Source organism: Algoriphagus sp. Y33 (assembly GCF_014838715.1).
Lineage (GTDB): Bacteria > Bacteroidota > Bacteroidia > Cytophagales > Cyclobacteriaceae > Algoriphagus.
The window spans coordinates 5,169,511-5,191,495 of sequence record NZ_CP061947.1; the positions used below are offsets into that span (position 1 = coordinate 5,169,511).

The following is a 21,985-nucleotide window of genomic DNA, read 5'->3' on the forward strand; positions in this document are numbered from 1 at the left end:
TTATGCAAACTTATCTAATACGAAATAGATCAAAGCCATAATCAGACCTTAAAATTCAACTAATCAGTAAAATTACTTCAATTTCAGATGGGAAAATATTGGAGGAAATCAATACGCCGGTGGATTTAGAATCTGAGTTGGATACTGTGTATGAACTTTCACCTGAACAAAAAAACAGCGATTGAAAAAGGAAGAAAAGGTTTCTTCATCAGAAGACACTGATAAAATGCTTCATGAATAGACTGGACGCTATCTGAAAATGTAGATAGATTCCATAAATTTTTGGAAAGATCATAATTCCTCTGACATCTATAGTGCGAAATTAGAAATCATTTTTCACCCTCCAATAATCCTGTTTTTCAAAGCCTTTTGTACGGCTTCCAACTTGCTGTGAACCCGTAATTTTCGGTAGATATTCTCAGTGTGTTTCCGAACGGTTTTAGGAGAAATAAATAAATTTTCCCCGATCTGATTATAATTCAGTCCTTTTGATGTCTGCTCCAAAATCTCGATTTCCCTTCTTGTCAGCTTTATATTTTCCGCAGGTTCGGAGAAATTAGGCGGGTTACGAAGTAGCTTAAGCGCTTTCATCGCAACTGATGGAGTCATTGCAGCACCGCCCTCCATCGTATCCAATATCCCTTGATGAAGGGTTTTTGCATCTACCTCTTTCAGAAAATAGCCATTGGCACCGGATTGAATGGCCTTGAAAATATACTCGTCGTCATCAAATACCGTAAGCATGATAGTCTTGATCTGTGGATACCGCTGCGAAAGCTGAGCTACCGTCTCTATCCCATTCATTTTGGGCATTTCTATGTCCATCAAGATCAGGTGAACATTAGAATCTTTTTCCAACTTCTCCATGAGTTCCAACCCATTATAGGCGGAGTACTTCACCTCCAGCTCATCAAAAAAAGAAAGCTTTTCCAAGATGGCCCTGAGTAAAAAACTGTTGTCTTCGGCAATTGCTATTTTTATTGACATGAGTGTTGAGAGATTTAAGCAGCTAAAAGATACAAACTTGTGTGCCTTGCCCCAGTGATGACTGGATTTTCAAATCCCTTCCTATCCGTTCTGCACGGTTTTTCATATTTATAAGCCCGTTGCCAATACCTGCTTGGTCCATTCCTCTACCATTATCTTCTATACAAATACGGATGTGCCCATTCTGCCGGGAGAAGACAATTTTAATATGATCTGCTCCCGAATGCTTAATGGCATTATTCACCGCCTCCTGTGCCACTCGATAATAATTGACCCCCTCCATGGAGTTGAGCAGCAAGTCATTTTGCAAGCCATCTTGCAGTTCAAGGTCAAACTCAATCTGTGGGCAAGCTTCTTTGGCTTTGACTATTAATCCTGCTAAACGAGCCTGCAAATCCCCAAGACTGACACTATCCTTGTTCATCGCCCAGATTGTATCTCGAAGCTCATTCACTGTCTCGATAGTAAATGATGAAATCTGATCTATTTTCAAGGCCATTTTTTCCTTGCTCAATTTAAAGAATTTCAAGTTGTCCAATGAAGAAACTATAAAGGTCAATTGCGCACCAATATTGTCATGAAGATCTGAGGAAATTCTGTAACGCTGCTCATGAAGCTGTTTTTGGGTTTCTTGCTCTGCATAGATCTTATGAAGTTTCGCTTCCTGCTCTAAGTGCCTGTTTTTAGTTTTCTGCCTGTAGTAAAAGAAAAAAGCCACTCCCAAAATAATGAGCAGGGAGACCACTAATAGCAAAATCTGGTTATTTCTGTTTTTCACCAATAGTTCATGCTCAATAAGTGCAGCTCTGGATTCAGCCAATTCACGTTCTTTCGTCTGAACCTGATACTTCGCTTCCAGTTCTCCTAGCATTTTCACTCGCTCCTCTTTGAAAATAGAGTCCTTGAGCGCAGAATATTGCTCTAGATAGTCCATCGCAACCGCTAGTTCTCCTCTGGCTTTGTGAAATAGGTATTGCTCCTCCAGGTAGTCCCGCATTTTCTCCATGGATTGACTCAGCTCCACATATTTATAGGCAGAATCCAGAAGGACTTCGGCATTTGAAAAGTCCCGAAGCTTGTAAGCAATCGTACCAAGATTGGTATAATTTGCTGCTAAGCTATAGAAATCCTGATCTTTTCTGTTCAAGTTGACAGCCGTCAGTATCCAAGACTCCGCTTCCTTATATTTCTCCTGTTTCAGGAGAGTGTTCCCTATATTATTGAAGGTAAAAGTGATCCTGGTACTATCTAGCTTTTCTATATTTTCAAAAATTTTATAATGGTAAAAAAGGGCAGAATCCGGCTTATTCCAATCATCAAAATTGATCCCGATTGCATTCAATGAATAGGCGACAAAGGTAGGATTAGCTTTGCTAAAATGAGTCAGTAGATCATATGCTTTTTTCCCATATTCCACTCCCTTGGCATAGTCTTCCATGTCATGATAAACTACAGAAATATCCAAAAGCGCATAACCTATGTAATTACTATCCAGGCCGAAAGTAGCATTTTCAAGACCTTTTTGAGAGTACATCAAGGCCTGATCCCAATTACCGGAGTTGGCCTCAAGGCGATTTAAACGGATATAGCACAAACTGATCAGGTCATTACTAAGTGTAGGATCAAGAAGGGAAGCACTTTTAAGAAAAGTTTCGTGTGCAAGCGCATTTTCATAATTCCGGTTGTATCTCTCCCCAACAAAAAAATAATAAACTCCACTATCATTGGGCGTTTGCAGATTCTCTTTTTCAAGCTCAAAAATAATGTCTACTGAATCAGGATTTGCATACGTTCTCCCAAGTCTTTTTCTCAGGTCTTGGGAAAAAGAAACGAAAGAGATAAGAGTGAAAACTAGACTCAAGGAGAGAAGTCTTTGCATTTACCTGAAGTTATGGCTAGGAAAATACAAAAAAATGCCGCTAGTTATCAATAGTCAAACGGCATTTACCAAATTTTTTCTTGTTTATCTATAAATTTCCTCTAGAATCTGTGCCAGTCTAACACTGGCGGCAATTAATCTTTCCTCTAAAAGCGGGGTACTTTCATAGCCATATGCGTAAGATATTTTCCTGTTTTCCGGTAACTTATATACTGTTGGTCTTGCTGCCACCGCCTCTTCCAGCCAGTCCTGCATAGTGCCCGCACGGTACTTTGAGATTATCTTCTTGTTTACCCTTCTCGAAAGTTCATCTCCAATTTCAGAATAACTCATCCCTTTCCCGTCAAGTATTCCGCTGTCCCATACCGCGTGGAGATTGGTAGTTTTGCCAAAATACTCGAGCTTCACATCATTGCCTCCCTTATCTTCACCCGTTCCTACGTGCAGCGGCTGATGGATATCCTCTACCATATGGATGAGCATTTTTAGCAGTTCTGCTTCTTTCCGGGGCTCAAGATCCCCAGCTTTCAGCTCGCTTTTGATGCGGTTGATTTCAGCAAAGATATTTCCTCCTTTTTCCTGAATGGACTCATCATATTCTCCGGTTTTGCTGGTCATATAATGCCATGAATAAGCATAATCATATGCATGGTCCGATTTGATATCATCCATCCAAGTTCCACTTCTAGCGATAGACATCGGGTAAAGTACGCTCTCTACCTTTTTTCGCACAGACTTTTTTAACTGCTTATCAGCCATATAGCCTATCAAATAGTGTCCTAGCTGACCCCAAGCGAATGTTTGGGTAACAAGTAGAAAAGCAAAAACTGAAGTAGAAAGGAGTTTTTTCATCGTAGAGAGGGTCTAATAAAGTGGGAATTTACTCGAAAAGAACTGAAGGGAAGTTAAGGTAAGTTTATGCTTTTTCGAGTTCGGACACGGCCAAGAATGCCATTAGTCCCGCTCCAACTTCCAACGCATCTTCATCAATATCAAAAGTAGGCGTATGAACTCCTGAGGTAATTCCTTTGGCTTCATTTCTTGTACCCAATCTGTAGAAACAGCCTGCAACTTCCTGAGAATAAAAAGCAAAATCCTCTGCTGCCATCCAAATATCCAGATCGAGAACATTCTCTTCTCCTAGATAGGCTATGGCTGCCTGATGGGATCGTTCAGTCAGTTCTGGGTCATTTTTCAAAAATGGGTATCCTTTTTTGATCTCAAAATCCACTTCTCCACCCATTCCTTCTACTATTCCTTTAGCAATTGAAAGCATTTTTTCATGTGCTTTTGCTCTCCAACCTTCGTCTAACGTGCGGAATGTACCTTGTATCTTCACTTCATTAGGAATTACATTGGTAGCTCCCAATGCCTCCACTCTTCCAAAGGAAAGTACAGAAGGAATCTTGGGACTGGCAGCTCTACTGACCACCTGCTGCAAAGCCACAATCATATGGGATGCGATCAAAACAGGATCAATCAATGTCTCAGGCATAGCCGCATGACCGCCTTTACCTTTTACTGTCACGTAGAGTTCATCAGCACTGGCCATGTAGATTCCGGGACGGAAGCCTACTTTGCCCACTTCTATAAAAGGCATTACATGCTGACCAATAATTCCGTTTGGTCTTGGGTTTTCCAGCACTTTATCCGCAATCATCAAAGACGCGCCACCGGGAGCCACTTCCTCCCCAGGTTGAAAAATTAGCTTGATGGTCCCTTCGAAGTCATTCTTGACTTCATTTAATATTTTGGCCGCTCCAAGTAGAGATGCAGTATGCGCGTCATGTCCACAGGCATGCATCACACCCGGATTTTTGGATTTATAGGAAACCTCATTTGCCTCAATGATTGGCAATGCGTCCATATCTGCCCGAAGTGCCACCACTCGCTTCCCGGGATTCTTGCCCTCAATCAAAGCTGACCAGCCTGTGTCTGCCTTGGATTCAATGGTCGTAATTCCTATTTCTTGTAATTTTTCCTTTACAAATTTCGATGTATTGTACTCTTGGAAAGAAAGTTCGGGATTTGCATGAAGATGGCGTCGATTTGCAATTACTTCTTCCTTATAATCCTTAGCCAGAGATTTAATTTTTTCCTTCAGCATCTTATTGGTTGGGTTCTTTTTGAGTCTTGAAATCTTCCCGTTGAAACCTATCTTGAATTATTCGCGCTGTAGGGAATTGTGTTTTTACTTCGGCAAAGCTTTTTTGAGCTTCTATTTTATGTACAAATCTTCCAATCTTCACAAGATATCTTGGCTGCTGGTATTGCATCTCCGGTATAAGATCAGGAAAATTCATGGTTATATCATTGCGTGTTTTGAATGCTTTATCCCGGTCTACTCCCGAATAAACCAAAACTGAATATCCGCTAAAATATGGCTCAGACTTATTCTTACTGATTAAACTTGCCTGAAGCTGATCCAACTCATCATCAATCGCTCCGGTGGATTCAGAAGATCCAACAGATGATTTTGAATTCATCTGCGCACGATAATCAGGATATAGAGGAAGAGATGGATTCAAATTTTCCTGATAGTTTGCATAGTTTGAGGCAGAACTAGAGGCCTTGCGAGAAGTCTTACACCCCACCAATATAACTACAAATCCTAAAATCCAGAAAATTCTCATGTTTAGCTTAGTTATCAATGATTACACATTTTCCTTCCTGCACATCCTGTTCCACACTTTTGTATTTCACATCATTTTTAGTGGTTCCATTCGTGTATTGGACAGAAACTTTGTCATTTCTTCCGTACACCTTATCAGATTTTCTAGGTGCCACTACCTGTGGGGCAGGTCTTCCGGCGTTGGAAGCTGCTACTGCCGCACGGTTAGCACCGGGATTTAACGTACTATCTACATCAGCCTTAGAAGCCTGTACTTGAGGCTCCGGGCTCCGCTGAGGAGCAGCAGCATGTACCTGATTCGGATCTTGTTTAGGCAAATCTGCGCGTGTCAAGAAAGTGGTCATGTCTTCATTAAGCTTGCCGATAAAACGCTTAAACATTTCAAACGCTTCAAACTTATAGATCAAAAGTGGATCTTTTTGCTCATAAACGGCATTTTGCACCGACTGCTTCAAGTCATCCATATCTCTCAGATGCTCTTTCCAGTTCTGGTCAATGATAGCCAGCGATACATTTTTCTCGATTGCTCTCACTAATTCTCTGCCTTCAGAGTTAACCGTCTCTTCTAGATTCACCACCACCCCGATTTGCTTAACTCCATCGGAAATAGGAACCATGATATCCTTCACAGTAGCACCTCTTTCATCTTGAACCCGCTTGAAGATCGGAAACGCCGTATTCATCATCACTTCACTTTTCTTCTGATAGGTTTCAAAAGCAACTGTATAAAGCTCTTGGGTCAATTGCCCTGCGTCTTTAGATTTCAGATCGCTTTCCGTTATGTTATAATCCACACCCAACGTAGTGAATACATTCATTCTGAAATCCTCCGAATCAGCATTGGATTTACCCATATCTACCAAGCTTTCGCAGACATCATAGAGAATATTCAGGATATCCAGTTCCAGTCTTTCTCCTTTCAGCGCATTTCTTCTTCTCTTATACACTACTTCACGCTGCGAGTTCATCACATCATCGTACTCAAGCAGTCTCTTTCTTGTGCCGAAGTTATTTTCCTCCACTTTGCGCTGGGCTCGCTCTATAGACTTGGATATCATGCTATGCTGGATCACCTCACCTTCTTCAAGACCCATTCTATCCATCAATTTGGCGATACGGTCAGACCCGAAAAGGCGCATTAAGCTATCTTCCAAGGAAACGAAAAACTGCGAAGATCCCACGTCCCCCTGACGACCCGATCTACCTCGGAGCTGTCTATCCACACGACGGGATTCATGACGCTCGGTGCCTATGATTGCCAATCCTCCTGCTTTTCTGGCCTCAGGAGTCAGCTTAATATCTGTCCCACGACCAGCCATATTGGTTGCAATTGTAACCGTACCTGCTTGACCGGCAATAGCCACTACATCCGCTTCCTTAGCATGCTGCTTCGCATTCAATACCTGATGGGGGATTTTCTTCAAAGTCAGCATTCTGCTGAGTACTTCCGATATTTCTACCGAAGTAGTACCCACCAACACAGGTCTCCCTGCAGCGACCAATTCATTGATCTCATCGCCTACTGCATTGAATTTCTCACGGACAGTTTTATAAACTTTATCGTCACGGTCTGCTCTGATAATCGGCTTGTTGGTAGGGATAACCACCACGTCCAATTTGTAGATTTCCCAGAATTCTCCCGCTTCAGTCTCCGCCGTACCGGTCATCCCCGCCAGCTTGTGATACATTCTGAAATAGTTCTGTAGCGTAATCGTAGCATACGTTTGGGTAGCGTCTTCCACTTTCACATTTTCCTTCGCCTCAATAGCCTGATGCAATCCGTCAGAGTATCGTCGCCCTTCCATCACACGGCCAGTCTGCTCATCTACAATTTTCACTTTACCGTCCACCAAAATATACTCCGTGTCCCGCTCAAACATACAATACGCCTTGAGTAATTGGTTTACGGTGTGAATCCGTTGCGCTTTTATGCTGTAGTCTTTGATTGCTTCTTCTTTACGGACAAGCTTTTCTGTATCCGTAATTCCTTCTTCCTTCTCCAAATCGGCAATCACTACCCCTATATCAGGAAGAATAAAGAATTCTGTATTTTCATTCTTGGTAGTCATTGTCTCTATCCCACGATCGGTCAGGTCGACTACGTTTGTTTTTTCATCTATGGTAAACAATAGCGGCTCATCTGCTTCAGGCATCTGGCGCTTATTGTCCTGCAAGTAATAATTTTCTGTCTTCTGAAGAATCACGCGGATTCCCGGTTCAGAAAGGTATTTAATCAATGGCTTGTACTTAGGCATTCCCCTGAATGCGCGGAAAAGCGCCAAACCGCCTTCTTTTTCATTGCCATCGGCAATCATTTTCTTGGCTGAACTCAAGAAGCCCTGCACCAGCTTGCGCTGCTCATCTACCAGCGTAGAAACTCTCGGCTTCATGTCATCAAACTCATGTACATCGCCTTTTGGTACCGGTCCGGATATAATCAATGGGGTTCTTGCATCATCAATAAGTACAGAATCGACCTCATCAATCATTGCGAAGTGATGCTTGCCCTGAACAAGATCCCCAGCCTCACGGGCCATGTTGTCTCTTAGGTAGTCAAAGCCAAATTCGTTATTGGTACCATACACAATATCCGATCTATAGGCTTTCTTGCGTCCGGCTGAGTTAGGAGTATATTTATCTATACAATCCACGCTTAAACCATGGAATTCAAAAAGTGGCGCATTCCATTCAGAGTCACGCTTGGCCAAGTAATCATTCACTGTTACGATATGAACTCCACGTCCGGCAAGTGCATTAAGGTAAGCGGGTAGGGTAGAAACCAGCGTTTTACCTTCACCTGTCGCCATTTCGGCAATTTTCCCTTTATGAAGAACCATCCCACCGATCAACTGCACATCGTAGTGAACCATATCCCACACCACCTCAGTGCCTGCTGCCATCCATTTGTTATGCCAAATTGCATCATCTCCCTGAATCTCCACATTCTGCTTGCCTGCAGAGAGTTCACGGTCACGATCAGTAGCCTTCACAACCAGCTTTCCATTTTCTTTAAAGCGCCTTGCCGTTTCCTTCACTACTGCAAAAGCCTGCGGCAAAACTTTCTCCAAAACTATTTCCAGCGCTTGATTTCGATCCTTTTCGATCTGATCTATTTGATTGAAAAGCTGATCTTTTTCATGAATAGCTTTCACAGGCAACTCATCTACCTTTGATCTGATCGTGCTGATCTTGTCATCATATTCCTTCAGATGCGCATTGATTTCAGCTTTGATTTCTTCGGTTTTGCCCCGCAATTGATCATCGCTGAGGCTCTTTAATCCGGAAAAAACCTCATTGATCTTTGCTACGATCGGAAGAAGTTCCTTGATATCTCTGTCGGACTTGGTTCCAAATACTTTTGCAAGTCCTTTTGCTATAATATCTAACATGCTAGCTTATTGTGATTCTCTATTAGGACTTCAAAATTAAGCCCTTTTTGTTATAATTGATAATAAAACAGGTTCTTGGAAGAAGAACTCCAATGACTGGTTAAACACTTATTTTCCCGGCAAAAACAGACTCAGCAGGACCTATCAGCCATATTTCTTTGAAGCTACCCATTTCAGACGCTTTAAATTTCACAGATAGCTGACCGCCAAGGGTTTTGATTTTAATAGTAGCGGCATGTAGATCTTTGCCCACTGCAATCGCAGCGGCTGTGACTCCTGTCCCGCAGGATAGTGTCTCATCTTCAACCCCTCTTTCATAAGTCCTGACAAAGATTTCATCCTCACTTATTTTTTCCACGAAGTTGACATTTGTGCCCCCTGGAGCATACATCTGATCATACCTGACTTTTGCCCCTTCCTCAAAAACAGGGTATTCATGAATGTTTTGAACAAAGCGAATGTGGTGTGGTGAGCCCGTATTGACAAAAGAATCAGCTCCTTTTTCCTCTATTCCGGCCACATCGCCCATCAGCAGATGCACCAGCCCCTCTTTCAGAATGGCCTCATGAGCTCCGTCAATAGCCAGAAAACTTGTTTTCTCAGCCACAATCCCCAGAAATGCCGAAAAGGCCACTGCACATCTCGCTCCGTTGCCACACATGCTCTGGCTTCCGTCGGCATTGAAATAGATCATCTCAAAATCATACCACGGATGATTTCTAATGAGAATCAATCCATCAGCGCCTACACCAAACCTTCTGTCGCACAGCTTACTTACTAGTGCCAAATCCAAATCATCAAACTTCTGAGCACGATCATCGATCATAACGAAGTCATTACCGGTTCCTTGATATTTATAAAATGATATTTCCATGGAAAATTGTTGTGGTACATCGGGACAAAAACCCATCCAAGCGAACGTTGAAATACAAACTTAAACATCTTGTCACAAAATCAGACTTATTGTCTGATTCTCAATTTAAAAACCGACGGAAAATGTTTAGTTTCATGCTCACTTGATCAAAATCAAGACAACTAAACCAAATTTTATCTATGCAACAACTTGAAAAGTCTATATCTAGGAGAACTTTCATGTCCAATACCACGAAAGCCAGTCTCGCAATGGGTTTCGTGGGCACGGGTATTCTTTCTTCTTGCTCCAATGATGCCAAAGGAGACGGAAAAGCCATTTTAGCCACCGGTTATTCCCAAACCCCTTTGGCATACGACTATTCCGCATTGGCACCGCACATTGATGCCAAGACAATGGAAATTCATTATACTAAGCATGCTGCATCTTATGCTTCAAACCTGAAAGCAGCACTAGAAGAAGAAAAGGTAGATACTAACAAGCCGCTAGAAGATGTGCTGAAAAATATCTCCAAGTACTCTACAGCAATGAGAAATAACGGAGGAGGACATTATAACCACGAACTCTTCTGGAGCATCATGTCCCCAGATGGAGGTGGAAAGCCCGAAGGTGACCTAGCTACAGCGATTGATTCTTCTTTCGGTAGCTATGATGCATTTGTAACAGAATTTGAGAATGCCGCCAAAACCAGATTTGGATCAGGCTGGGCTTGGTTGGTAATAGGAGAGGATAAAAAACTTGCAGTGGGCTCTTCTGCGAACCAAGACAATCCTTTGATGGATATTTCTGATTTCAAAGGAACCCCGCTGGTGGGGCTTGATGTGTGGGAACATGCTTATTACTTAAACTATCAAAATAAACGCCCTGATTACGTTTCTGCATTTTGGAATGTATTGAACTGGAAGACAGTAGCTGAGCGGTTTGCTGCAGCTTCCACATAATTCTAAGTCAGAAAACCATCCAAGAAAGGCCGGAAATCCCGGTCTTTTTTAGTTATTTCAGCCTTTCAACTAATCAAAAAAATGCAAGATCCTAAGTCACTTACTTCTGTCGCTTTATTCCACGAAACCTTCAAGCACCCCGTTTTGCCTTCTCCAACTATTCCGGAGAAAGTAAGGTGCGATTTACGCGTATCCCTTTTGGCCGAAGAGCTGAAAGAGTTGGAAGAAGCTATCGCAAACGATGATTTAGTAGAAGTGGCAGATGCTTTATGTGACCTCCAGTATGTGCTTTCCGGGGCAATTTTGGAGTTTGGCTTAGGAGAGAAATTCAAAACTCTCTTCGACGAAGTGCAGCGCTCAAATATGAGCAAAGCTTGCAAAACGGAAGAGGAAGCAAAAGCTACTGTGGCACACTATGATTCCAAAGGAACAGAATGCTTCTATGAAAAAGAAGGTGATCTGTACTTGGTCTTCAGGAAAGGGGACAGAAAAACACTGAAATCCGTAGCCTATTCACCTGCTGATCTTGAGGGAATCATCAAATCATAAAGAATCCAAGGCGGAGGTTTTCAATTCCTTTCCCTGATAATTCTTCAATTCCACGATACGGGCCGGGCATATTAAAGCCGGCCTTTTCTAATTCATTCATAGGTCTTAAAGTACAAAAAATGAATGTACGGGTAATAAGAAGAATGAGTTACCCCTTATGTAAGAGTTTATACTTTTGTGGATATTTATGGATAGCTAGAGACAATCGGTAAAACACAAAAAGCCCCGTATCTCTACGAGGCTTATGTACCAGGAGCGGGAATCGAACCCGCACGGGATTGCTCCCACAAGATTTTAAGTCTTGCGTGTCTACCTATTCCACCATCCCGGCTTCATTCCGACGTGTCGGAACTACTAATTACCTGAAACAAGAAAGCCCTTGAATCAAGGGCTTTTTGAGCGGGAGACGAGATTCGAACTCGCGACCCCGACCTTGGCAAGGTCGTGCTCTACCAGCTGAGCTACTCTCGCATTGTGTTAACCAGAACGTGATCCAGTTGAATTGTGGATGCAAAGGTAAGCGTCAGAAATAAAATCACAAGCATTCCTCCGTTATTTTTTTGTTGATTTTCTCGACTCAATGCTCTTGTCATTGATTTTCAATGAACTATGAAAACGGATACATTGATAATATTTTCACCATTTCTCCCACATTTCTAGCTTGGAGCTTCTTTAAGATGTTTTTCCTATGCGTCGCCACTGTATTCACTGAAATATTCAAATCAGCCGCGATTTCCTTGGATTCCTTTCCGTCCAAAATCAGTTTTACAATCTCTTTTTGCTTCCGAGTCAAAGAAATTACCCGACTGCTAGGGGAATTTTTACTCACAAATATCCGCGTCCCATCCTCTTTTTGGTAAGAATAATTCCAATCATAACCAGTTGATTTGGGTGGAGTATGCAACTGAACAATGATATGTAAATCCATGGCAAAATTACCCACTGAATCAATCAAGTATGGCCGTACTTTGCCAAGCATCCAAGAGATTACATTGGTTTTACGATGAACCCAGCGTGTGGTGTATGAAAATTCGAATGTATGCCTCTCTTCCAAAGTAAGCTGATGAAAACTGTCAAAAACTATTTTTTGAAAGCGAAAAAGTTCAGGCCTGTCCTCAGGATGTATCATTGCAAAAGATGTTTCCATTCCCTTAGATCGAAACATCGACTCAGGATACCCAGTCAACTCTTCTACGTTTCCCGTAAAAAAAGCCAAACTCAGATTTCTATAGTCAAAGCATGCAATAGTCATTCCCTCCCGCATGCCGATATGTTGGCTTAGTTGCTCAAGTTCATTCATTTTCTTTTGCTCCTCAGGATGCTCTTGAAATTCCTGCTCCTTCCATTCCTGAAAGAGTTTAGTGAACGTATTTTGCTTCCTAAGGTCTTTCAACAGTACCTTATCCATAAAAAAATCTATTTATCTAAAAGCTTATTTAATACACGAAACCGAACTTCTTATGTTTCGATTTTCTTTTTGATTTCATGCAATTTTAAAAGTGCTTCTATCGGCGAGATTGAATTGATATCAATTCCTTCTATTAAGTCCTTAGCCTCTTGGAGCTTGGGATCAAGCTCGAACATACTTAGCTGATAGTTGTTCTTTGGAATAGATTTTATATTCTCCCTTTGGTCTGCCACAGCCTTGTCCTTCTCCAGATGAGACATAATCTCTGCTGCTCTCAATACGATTGGGTTAGGCATGCCTGCCATCTGGGCCACGTGAATACCAAAGCTGTGCTCACTTCCGCCTGGCTTTAGCTTCCTCATGAAAATTACCTTGTTGCCTACTTCTTTCACGGAAACATTAAAATTTTTGATTTTCGGAAAATCAGATGCCAGTTGGTTCAACTCATGATAATGCGTAGCAAAAAGAGTCTTCGCCCGGTAAGTAGGGTGATTGTGCAAATATTCCACGATGGACCAAGCAATAGAAATTCCGTCATAAGTGGACGTACCACGTCCGATTTCATCCATTAAAACTAAGCTTCGATCCGAAAGGTTATTCAAAATACTTGCTGTCTCTGTCATCTCCACCATAAAGGTTGACTCGCCTTTTGATAAATTATCTGAAGCTCCCACACGGGTGAAAACCTTGTCAATTATCCCGATTCTCGCAAAAGATGCGGGAACAAAGCTTCCCATCTGAGCCATCAAGACTGTCAGTGCCGTTTGGCGTAGCAATGCTGACTTACCTGCCATATTTGGACCGGTAATGATCATGATCTGCTGAGAATCGTGATCCAGATATATATCGTTAGGCACGTAGTCCTCACCGGGAGGCAGCTGCTTCTCGATCACCGGATGTCTGCCGTCTTTGATTTCCAACGTCTCTGTGTCTGAGATTTTTGGTCTGCAATAGCCATTGGAAAGCGCAATTTGGGCAAAGGAAAGTAATACATCCAGCGTACCTAAAACTCTGGCGTTTTGCTGGATTTGAGTAACAAACTGAGCAGTCTCTTGCACTAACTCCAGAAAAAACCGCTGCTCAATGGCAATCATTTTATCCTCTGCATTCAGGATTTTATCTTCATATTCCTTCAGTTCCGGTGTGATATACCGCTCTGCATTTACCAGAGTTTGCTTACGAATCCACTCCGCCGGTACCTTATCCTTATGAGAATGAGTAACTTCAAGATAATATCCGAAGACTTTATTAAAGGCTATTTTAAGTGAAGAAATGCCCGTTTTTTGAACTTCCCGCTGCTGGATTTGTACCAAGAAATCCTTTCCGGTGTTTGCCAACCCACGGTATTCATCTAATTCCGCATCCACCCCATCATTGATAATACCTCCTTGATGGGTAAGCATAGGCGCATCTTCCTTGAGCTCCTTATCAATCTTCTCAAGAAGAAACTCACATGGATACAGCTGATCGGAAAGACGCTTCAATGTAGGATTCTTCTGGTTTTTCAGGAGCTCCTTAATCGGCTTCGTATTTTTCAACGCCCGCTTGATTTGGTTGATTTCACGCGGATTTGCCCGCCCTACCACTACTTTGGAAATCAATCGTTCCAAATCGCCGATATGCTTAAGCGGATCAACCATGTCATCAATTAAGGTTGAGTTTTGGAAGAAAAAATCCACTACATTCAGCCGTTCATCTATGGCTGACTTCTCCTTCAGAGGCAACACCATCCATTTTTTCATCATGCGAGAACCCATCGGTGTCACTGTCTGATCCAAAATATTGATCAATGGAACTCCTCCTTCGTGCTGAGGAAATACCAGTTCCAGATTACGGATGGTGAATTTGTCCAGCCACACATATTTCTCCTCCGCTATCCGCGAAATCGAAGAAATATGCTGTATTTCTTTGTGCTCCGTTTCTTCCAAATAGTATAAAATCGCTCCTGCAGCTATAATTCCAGCCTCAATTTCTTCTACACCAAACCCTTTGAGATTTGCTGTGCCAAAATGTGTTTTGAGTTTTTCGTAGGTGAAATCATACTGATAGACCCAATCTTCACAGTGAAAGGTGATGAAATCATTCTTGAGTAAATCGACGGCAGCCTTTTTAGCGGCTTTCGAGAAAATAATCTCTGCCGGAGCAAAACTTTGAATCAACTTCTCCAAATAGGATGCAGTCCCCTCCGCACACATAAATTCTCCAGTAGAAAGATCCAGAAAAGCGATTCCATGCCTATCCTTCTCAAAAGAAATAGATGCCAAATAGTTATTTCTCTTGGTGTCCAAGACTTGGTCATTAAAGGAAAGTCCCGGTGTCACCAGCTCCGTCACTCCTCGCTTTACAATGCCTTTTACGGACTTGGGATCTTCCAACTGATCACAGATAGCCACTCTATTTCCTGCACGTACCAATTTGGGCAGATAAGTATCCAAAGAATGGTGCGGGAATCCCGCAAGCTCAATATGTGATGCGGAGCCATTTGCCCGTTTGGTCAGGACTATATCCAGGATTTTACTGGCCCGAACGGCATCTTCTCCAAAAGTCTCATAGAAATCCCCTACCCGAAAAAGCAATAATGCACCGGGATGCTTAGCTTTAATAGCATTGTATTGCTTCATTAAAGGCGTTTCTTTGCCGTCTTTAGACTTACTCATGGGGTATGCTTACTTTTATACTTAATTTCGAAAATTCACTCGCAGAATAAAGTCGAAAATAAGCCATTCACAAAGGAGAACAAAAAAGGATGAAGAAATTAAGCATGGAAGAACTCGAAAGGGTATCTGTGGAAGAGTTTAAAAAAATGGATAAATCACCGATTGTGCTCGTTCTGGACAATGTTCGCAGTCTGAATAATGTGGGTTCCTCCTTCCGGACAGGAGATGCTTTTGGTATAGAAAAAATTTACCTCTGTGGTATTACAGGTACGCCTCCCCACCGCGATATTCAGAAAACCGCACTGGGAGCTACAGAGTCGGTCGAATGGGAGTATTGCCTGAATACCATGCTTGCACTAGAAAAACTAAAAGAAGAAGGCTATCATATTTGTGCTCTAGAGCAAGTGGACCGCTCCCTGATGCTGAATGATTTTATACCCGAAAAGGGTAAAAAGTATGCGCTGGTATTTGGAAATGAAGTTTTTGGAGTAGAAGAAGAAGTGCTTAATGCCTGTGATGAGGTGTTAGAAATTCCCCAGTTGGGCACCAAACACTCCTTGAATATTTCCGTATCACTTGGGATAGCAGTTTGGGATTTGATGGTAAAAATGAAACAGTTCTAGTTCTTGCTAAATCGGTACCTTAAACCAAACGATCCACGAAAAATAGAATCATCACTAAACCCAATAATAGGTGCCCCTTCTATATGGAATCCAAAATCTTTTTGCTCAAATGGGTAGATGTTTAATCCAACCGGAACTACTATCCCATCAAAATTTCCTATTCTCGGTCCTATCCCTCCGTAAAACTCAAATCTGTCTGTTGTTTTGAACTTGTAATTGGCAACCAACTCTACGCTCAAATCACTTAAGAAAGTATCTGTACCCACCCTGAATTCCGGAATAAACCGTTCTCCAAATTGATAATTTACGCCCAAAAAAGGCAAGTTACTTTGGTGGAAAGTAATCGTAGTCTGCGAAAAACCAACTACCGAAAATAAACTAAAACAGACAATCAAAAGGATTTTTTTCATTTGTGTAAAATTAGGTTGTATAAAAGTTTAAAATTCAAGCTCACTCAGCTTCACATGTGTTTTAATCATGTTAGAACTGGCTTTAGCCACAAGTTTACCTGAATCCTTAGTAATTACGGCATCCCAATGATTCAGGTTCGATCCGGAGCGGACTAATTTTGCAGAAACTTCCAATGTCTCCCCGATCTGAGCTGCTGATAAAAAGTCAACATTCAAATTGATGCTTGTCATCAAGTACTCGGAACCTGCCACAAAATTTCCCATTCCGATCACATCATCTATCATCAGGGAAGCGACCCCTCCGTGAAGTATTTTGGCAGGGTTACACATCACGGGTAGGACAGTATAAGCTACTCTTATCACTCCTTTGTCAATTTCCAAAAGGGTTCCAGCAAGCCAATTTCCAGCCATTGAAGGTGTTTTGTCAAGTTTTTGCCCAATCAATTTTCTAAAATGCTCCAAGTAGGGATTCAAGTTCTCCATAGCATTATCCTTGTTTATTTATCAATCTAAAATAGTCTTCCAATATAGTTTTTAGCGCTACTTTTTCTTTTGGATTAGCCCAAATATCGACCCAAGTCGCGTTTTGCTTTATTTCAAATTTGGCCTCGTTGGTTATCCAAGGCTCAAGTTTTCTAACATACCCTAAAAATTCAGAGTTATTGCCATTTTGAAGTTGAACTTCCTCCTGTTTGCCGTCTGAAGAAGCTCGGATTTCCAGCGGCCAATCCACATTTACAGGTTCTATATACAAATAAGCCTCGTCTTTTTGACTATTCAGGATTATCACCAAATCCAGCGTAGGACTACTCTTGGAAACTTTTCTTTTCCCATGACGAAAAAGAAGCATACCTGCATCAGACCTGGTCTCCCTGTCATAGTTGATTGCCCGTACATTCAGAAAATACATACGGCTCGAAGAAGTCATCCGAAAACTAAGATCTTCACCCGAGTTATTTGCCCGCTTGGTATTGAAAAAAGAAAGAAGCAATACCAAACCAATAGAAATCACCCCAAAAATCTTTAAAATTTTGATTAATTCGGGCGAAAGGGTATCGTTGGCTTTTCGCCTTTGAGGCATGATGATTTTACTTAACGATAGAAAGAATCAATGTACATAGGAGCCTGCATTGATGTCGATACTTGTACCGGTGGCATGATCGGCTAATCCAGAACAAAGAAGAGTCACCATCGGAGCAATGTCGTCAGGTTTGGTCAATTCATTTAGTGCTATGTCATTAAGGGCAAAATCCTCTCCGTATTGAGAGAGAATGTCATGGGCCATATCTGTACGGGTGAAGCCCGGGGCAATCAGAAAAGCCTTGATTCCCTGCTTTCCATAATGTCTCGCTATAGATCGTGTCAAACTAACGATTGCTCCTTTAGAAGCCGCATATGCAAGGTAGTCTGGGGTATCCCCACGAAAAGCAGCTCTGGAAGATATAGTAACAATTCTGCCATTTTGATTAACTAGAGATTGCGCTACAAATTCCTTGCAGAGAATGCCAAGAGCAGTTGTGTTAACTTGCAGTGTTTCTTGCCAAATCTCAAGCCATTTACTTGTTGGAAGGTCGTCCGGTGCTGATCTGGCAATACCCGCATTGTTAACCAAACCCGAGATCGCCCCATATTTTTCTACCAGTTTTGGGATAAAACCCACAACTTGGTTTACATCAGAAAGATCGCAAGACTCAATAAACGCCGGATTTACCAATTCCGACAAGAGTTTTTCTGCTTCGGCGGCATTGCTGTTAAAATGAATAATCACTTCAGCACCTGATTCCGAAAGTTGCTTGGCAATAGCCCTACCTATGCCTCTCGAAGCCCCTGTAACTAGTATTCGTTGATTTTTGAGGGAAATATTCATAGACTTGAATTTTCTTTAAAGCTTATGAAAGCTGAAATTTTCTGGAAGAAACAGCAATCCCATTACCACTTTTCACGAATGATCAAATGCTGAATATGTGCCAAATGATGCATCGAATGCCAATGATACATCAGTGTAACCTCAGCTAACTGAACGGTAGATTGATGTTCTGGATGAAAATACGTTCTACGAAAATCTGACGAAGTCATGCTCTCCAATATAGCTGACCATTTTAGATGGATGCCCTCTATCAAAGAAAGAGAGGTATCGATAGCTACAGAATAATCAGGCATTCTTGCCCAAGCAGCTTCATCATAAGGCTTGATGGTGGGATTTTGCTCTGTTAGAGCCAATTTGAACCGTATCAGCGCATTCATATGGCTATCGGATAGGTGATGGACTACCTGTCTTACAGTCCAGCCTCCCGGGCGATAATGCGTATTCCATTGCTCAGTTGTGAACGTGCCCACTGTGTCTTTTAAATACTCTGGAAATAAACGAAGATAGGCACTAGCCTCTTTCAACTGTTGGTCTGAAATAGTTTCAGGCTTCAGAAATTTACCTATTGGGTACTTCAATAATTCTATATCAATCATAATTTTATCCTCCGGCTGCGATGGTAACCAAATCTACATTTTTTGCCCCACTTGCCAAAAGCACATTGGCGCAAGCACACAAAGTAGCTCCTGTCGTCATCACATCATCTACTAGGAGGATTGACTTATCGGTGATAGAATTATGGGGTGAAATCTGAAATACACCGTCCATATTATTCATTCGCTCCAGTCGGGATTTCTGGGTTTGTGTTTCAGTAAATTTTCCACGAATTAATTCATTTTCCAACTTCACAGACAATTCCTTGCTTAGGCCTATTCCAAATTGCTCACTCTGGTTGTATCCTCTTCGGCTTTGCTTTAGTGGGTGCAACGGTACAGGCACGATGACATCCCAGTTCTTTTCAAATCCATGATCACTTAGAGTTTTACCATACAAGTATCCCAGCTCTTGAGCCAATTGCGGCTTATTCCTGTACTTAAGCTGATGCAAAAGTTTTTGGCTGCGCCCACCTTTGGTAAATTTCAGGTAGGCCATTACCATTCCTACAGTACTTAGTCCTTTTACCTTTTCGCATAAATCATTGTCAATTGGCCTTAAATGATAGCTGGTAACAGGAAGTGTGCCCTTACAAATTACACATAGATTTTTCTCATGATCGTGAAGAGACGTTCCACACAAAAGACAATTGCGTGGAAAGACCAAATCCAAAAAATCTTTTACAAAAAATAAACGCATTGCGAAAAAGGCTTGTTCATATCTGCCAAGGGCAAATAGTGGTATATTTGCTACTTAATTCTTTCCTAAACAGTTAAGATAATGAATCTCATAGAGGAATTCAACGAGTACCGCAGCCGGATGAATGATAAAATTTTGGCTGAAGACAATAAAGTAATCAAGCGTATATTCAATCTTGATACCAATGCATACGCTGAAGGATCTATAGATATAAAGTCTAAGGAAATGATTGGACTCGCTTGTTCTATGGTATTAAGATGTGACGACTGTATCAAGTATCACTTAGGAAAATGCCATGAAGCAGGCCTGACGAAAGAACAAATATTTGAAGTATTCTCGATCGCGACTTTGATAGGAGGGACAATAGTAATCCCACATTTGAGAAGAGCTACAGAATACTTGGAAACACTTGAAAATCAGTAGATTACAATGTTCAAACGTGATCTGGAATTAGAAAAACGCTGGTCGAAGCTGCTAGAAGGCCTTAAAGAAACCATAGGTAAAAAACCTGCGGACCTAAATGGCGTACTCTTCCTTATAGGTGTTCAGGAACTTGGCCAAGGAAACAAAATATTCAGCAAAGAGCAAAAGCAAGACTTGATGCACATCGCTGTTTGCAAAGTTTTGAGTTACGATGGATTTTATGAACTTGACTATGTGGATCAGGATGGTTGGCCGCATTGGAAATTGATAAAGGAGCTCCCACATTTTGATTTGCTAGAGCAAGAGAAGCTTTTAAAGATTCAGGTATTGGAATATTTTGAAAAGGAATACGAAATAGTAATTGAATAAATTGTGAAAATAGTATCATACAACGTTAACGGCATTCGTGCTGCGATGAATAAGGGTTTTATAGATTGGCTTAAACAAGTAAATCCAGATATAATTGGTTTACAAGAAGTTAAAGCCAATTTAGATCAGATAGATGCTACTATTTTCCAAGACTTGGGCTACGAAATATATTGGTACCCAGCGTTTAAAAAGGGGTATAGTGGAGTAGCAATTTTGAGTAAAATAAAGCCAAAGTCGGTAAAATTAGGAATGGATTATTCAAAATACGACGATGAAGGAAGGCTCCTTCAGGCAGATTTTGAAGATTTCTCATTTCTCACAGCTTATTTCCCATCAGGCACCACTGGTGATATTCGCCAAACATTTAAATACGAATTCTTAGACGATATCTTTGGTTATATACAAGATCTAAAGCAGACAACCCCCAATTTCATATTGAGTGGAGATTATAATATTTGTCATAAAGCTATAGATATTCATAATCCAATATCTAATAAAAACACTTCAGGCTTCTTGCCTGAAGAGCGGGCTTGGATGGATAAATTTACAGAATCAGGATTTGTGGATAGTTTCAGAAAATTCAACGACCAGCCTCATAATTATACCTGGTGGAGTTATAGATCAAACTCTCGGGCAAAAAATTTAGGCTGGAGAATTGATTACCACATGGCCACCACTTCTATGGAAGAGCGTTTGAAAAATTCCGTTATACTAGCGGATGCTAAGCATTCCGATCATTGTCCAATATTAATAGAAGTAGAATAAAAATAGATACTTCTTACTCATTGAATACAACTATGATGAAAAGCATAAAAATTTCTATTCCTTCTCTTCTTGAGAACATAAAAATAATTGAAAGTTTCATCGACAATGCTCGTGAAAAATTTGAGATCAATGATGATATCTATGGCAATATCATGATTTCGGTAACTGAATGCATCAGTAATGCTATCATACACGGAAATCAAGGCGATAAAAACAAACTTGTCCATTTGGAATTAGCTCTTGAGGAAGACCTACTTCTATTCACTATCCAGGATGAAGGAAGTGGATTTGACCACAATGAGCTTAAGGATCCAACATCTCCCGAAAATATCGAAAAAACGGGTGGCAGAGGAATATTCCTGATAAAGCACCTTTCGGATGATGTAAAATTTGAAGAGAACGGCACAAAGACCGTTTTATCATTCTATATGAATTAAGCTATGCCCGTCAATTTCTTTACTGAAGATGTTTCATTTTCTCTAAAAGAAAAGAGAAAAAGAAAAACTTGGCTCAAGCTGCTTGCTGAAGCAGAGAATCACACAATTACAGATTTAAATTATATCTTCTGTTCTGACGAATACCTGCACAACATTAATGTAGAATATTTAGACCACGACACCTATACCGATATTATCACTTTTGATAATTCCGATGACAAAGAAATTATAGAAGGCGATATATTCATAAGTATAGAGCGCGTAAAGGAAAACGCGGAAATGCTAAACACCCAACTGGAAAAAGAACTTAGCAGAGTAATCAGTCATGGTCTTTTTCACTTGCTGGGTTACAAGGATAAGTCAAAAACAGAACTGAGCTTAATGAGAAGCAAAGAGGATTTTGCAATAAAATTATTCGATGAAACTTAAACGTTCCACGTGAAACAGTTCCCGCTGTACAGTGGGGAATTTAAAAATGTTTCACG

At 41.2% G+C, this 21,985-nt stretch carries 23 protein-coding genes and 2 tRNA genes; 8 read left to right on the top strand and 17 right to left on the bottom strand.

The window, feature by feature from the left end:
- Positions 1-336 precede the first annotated feature (336 nt).
- The 7 genes from ID165_RS21150 to dapF form a co-directional block, all read right to left on the bottom strand.
- A complete protein-coding gene (locus ID165_RS21150) occupies positions 337-987 on the bottom strand; it encodes a response regulator transcription factor (RefSeq protein WP_192347415.1) in 651 nt (216 codons plus the stop codon).
- 22 nt (positions 988-1,009) lie between these two features.
- Positions 1,010-2,866, bottom strand: coding sequence for an ATP-binding protein (locus ID165_RS21155; RefSeq protein ID WP_192347416.1), 1,857 nt, complete (start codon positions 2,864-2,866; stop codon positions 1,010-1,012).
- 84 nt (positions 2,867-2,950) lie between these two features.
- Positions 2,951-3,718 carry a S1/P1 nuclease gene (locus ID165_RS21160; RefSeq protein ID WP_192347417.1) on the bottom strand — a complete coding sequence of 256 codons (768 nt, stop codon included), beginning with the start codon at positions 3,716-3,718 and terminating at the stop codon, positions 2,951-2,953.
- A 64-nt stretch (positions 3,719-3,782) separates the two neighbouring features.
- Complete coding sequence (locus ID165_RS21165) at positions 3,783-4,973, bottom strand: M20 family metallopeptidase (RefSeq protein ID WP_192347418.1); 1,191 nt, start codon at positions 4,971-4,973, stop codon at positions 3,783-3,785.
- A gap of 1 nt (position 4,974) precedes the next feature.
- Entirely contained in the window at positions 4,975-5,499 is a 525-nt protein-coding gene (locus ID165_RS21170; protein ID WP_192347419.1) for a hypothetical protein, read from the bottom strand.
- A gap of 7 nt (positions 5,500-5,506) precedes the next feature.
- Positions 5,507-8,887, bottom strand: coding sequence for a preprotein translocase subunit SecA (gene secA / locus ID165_RS21175; protein ID WP_192347420.1), 3,381 nt, complete (start codon positions 8,885-8,887; stop codon positions 5,507-5,509).
- Between the two features lie 100 nt (positions 8,888-8,987).
- Positions 8,988-9,761 carry a diaminopimelate epimerase gene (gene dapF / locus ID165_RS21180; protein WP_192347421.1) on the bottom strand — a complete coding sequence of 258 codons (774 nt, stop codon included), beginning with the start codon at positions 9,759-9,761 and terminating at the stop codon, positions 8,988-8,990.
- 179 nt (positions 9,762-9,940) lie between these two features.
- Here dapF and ID165_RS21185 point away from each other — a divergent pair, with 179 nt between their 5' ends.
- Positions 9,941-10,699 carry a superoxide dismutase gene (locus ID165_RS21185; RefSeq protein ID WP_192347422.1) on the top strand — a complete coding sequence of 253 codons (759 nt, stop codon included), beginning with the start codon at positions 9,941-9,943 and terminating at the stop codon, positions 10,697-10,699.
- Positions 10,700-10,780: 81 nt separating this feature from the next.
- Positions 10,781-11,248, top strand: a complete 468-nt coding sequence (locus ID165_RS21190) for a nucleoside triphosphate pyrophosphohydrolase family protein (RefSeq protein WP_192347423.1) — start codon at positions 10,781-10,783, stop codon at positions 11,246-11,248.
- Positions 11,249-11,495: 247 nt separating this feature from the next.
- On the opposite strand, the gene ID165_RS21195 is transcribed toward ID165_RS21190, so the two are convergent.
- The 4 genes from ID165_RS21195 to mutS form a co-directional block, all read right to left on the bottom strand.
- A tRNA-Leu gene (locus tag ID165_RS21195) sits at positions 11,496-11,579 on the bottom strand.
- A 67-nt stretch (positions 11,580-11,646) separates the two neighbouring features.
- Positions 11,647-11,719 (bottom strand) — tRNA-Gly (locus ID165_RS21200).
- Positions 11,720-11,855: 136 nt separating this feature from the next.
- A complete protein-coding gene (locus tag ID165_RS21205) occupies positions 11,856-12,656 on the bottom strand; it encodes a LuxR C-terminal-related transcriptional regulator (protein WP_192347424.1) in 801 nt (266 codons plus the stop codon).
- Between the two features lie 50 nt (positions 12,657-12,706).
- On the bottom strand, positions 12,707-15,313 hold the full coding sequence (mutS, locus tag ID165_RS21210) for a DNA mismatch repair protein MutS (protein WP_192347425.1): 2,607 nt from the start codon (positions 15,311-15,313) through the stop codon (positions 12,707-12,709).
- An 89-nt stretch (positions 15,314-15,402) separates the two neighbouring features.
- Here mutS and ID165_RS21215 point away from each other — a divergent pair, with 89 nt between their 5' ends.
- On the top strand, positions 15,403-15,936 hold the full coding sequence (locus ID165_RS21215; protein WP_192347426.1) for an RNA methyltransferase: 534 nt from the start codon (positions 15,403-15,405) through the stop codon (positions 15,934-15,936).
- On the opposite strand, the gene ID165_RS21220 is transcribed toward ID165_RS21215, so the two are convergent.
- The 6 genes from ID165_RS21220 to ID165_RS21245 form a co-directional block, all read right to left on the bottom strand.
- The gene (locus ID165_RS21220) at positions 15,933-16,346 is read right to left on the bottom strand and encodes a hypothetical protein (RefSeq protein ID WP_192347427.1); all 414 of its coding nucleotides are present in this window, start codon (positions 16,344-16,346) and stop codon (positions 15,933-15,935) included. The genes ID165_RS21215 and ID165_RS21220 overlap by 4 nt on opposite strands.
- Before the next feature lie 27 nt (positions 16,347-16,373).
- Entirely contained in the window at positions 16,374-16,829 is a 456-nt protein-coding gene (locus tag ID165_RS21225) for a PaaI family thioesterase (RefSeq protein ID WP_192347428.1), read from the bottom strand.
- Positions 16,830-16,833: 4 nt separating this feature from the next.
- Positions 16,834-17,427 (bottom strand): hypothetical protein, encoded by a 594-nt coding sequence (locus ID165_RS21230; RefSeq protein ID WP_192347429.1) that lies wholly within the window; start codon positions 17,425-17,427, stop codon positions 16,834-16,836.
- A gap of 27 nt (positions 17,428-17,454) precedes the next feature.
- Positions 17,455-18,213: an SDR family NAD(P)-dependent oxidoreductase gene (locus ID165_RS21235; protein WP_192347430.1), complete on the bottom strand. Its 759-nt coding sequence runs from the start codon at positions 18,211-18,213 to the stop codon at positions 17,455-17,457.
- A gap of 62 nt (positions 18,214-18,275) precedes the next feature.
- A complete protein-coding gene (locus ID165_RS21240; protein WP_192347431.1) occupies positions 18,276-18,809 on the bottom strand; it encodes a YfiT family bacillithiol transferase in 534 nt (177 codons plus the stop codon).
- Positions 18,810-18,813: 4 nt separating this feature from the next.
- Positions 18,814-19,506: a ComF family protein gene (locus tag ID165_RS21245; RefSeq protein ID WP_192347432.1), complete on the bottom strand. Its 693-nt coding sequence runs from the start codon at positions 19,504-19,506 to the stop codon at positions 18,814-18,816.
- An 81-nt stretch (positions 19,507-19,587) separates the two neighbouring features.
- On the opposite strand from ID165_RS21245, the gene ID165_RS21250 reads away from it, so the two are divergent.
- The 5 genes from ID165_RS21250 to ybeY are packed head-to-tail and all read left to right on the top strand — an operon-like array spanning position 19,588 to position 21,929.
- The gene (locus ID165_RS21250) at positions 19,588-19,929 is read left to right on the top strand and encodes a carboxymuconolactone decarboxylase family protein (RefSeq protein ID WP_192347433.1); all 342 of its coding nucleotides are present in this window, start codon (positions 19,588-19,590) and stop codon (positions 19,927-19,929) included.
- 6 nt (positions 19,930-19,935) lie between these two features.
- Positions 19,936-20,298, top strand: coding sequence for a hypothetical protein (locus tag ID165_RS21255; RefSeq protein WP_192347434.1), 363 nt, complete (start codon positions 19,936-19,938; stop codon positions 20,296-20,298).
- A gap of 3 nt (positions 20,299-20,301) precedes the next feature.
- The gene (locus ID165_RS21260) at positions 20,302-21,063 is read left to right on the top strand and encodes an exodeoxyribonuclease III (RefSeq protein ID WP_192347435.1); all 762 of its coding nucleotides are present in this window, start codon (positions 20,302-20,304) and stop codon (positions 21,061-21,063) included.
- 35 nt (positions 21,064-21,098) lie between these two features.
- Complete coding sequence (locus tag ID165_RS21265) at positions 21,099-21,500, top strand: ATP-binding protein (protein ID WP_192351695.1); 402 nt, start codon at positions 21,099-21,101, stop codon at positions 21,498-21,500.
- Between the two features lie 3 nt (positions 21,501-21,503).
- Positions 21,504-21,929 carry an rRNA maturation RNase YbeY gene (ybeY, locus tag ID165_RS21270; RefSeq protein ID WP_192347436.1) on the top strand — a complete coding sequence of 142 codons (426 nt, stop codon included), beginning with the start codon at positions 21,504-21,506 and terminating at the stop codon, positions 21,927-21,929.
- Positions 21,930-21,985: the final 56 nt, after the last annotated feature.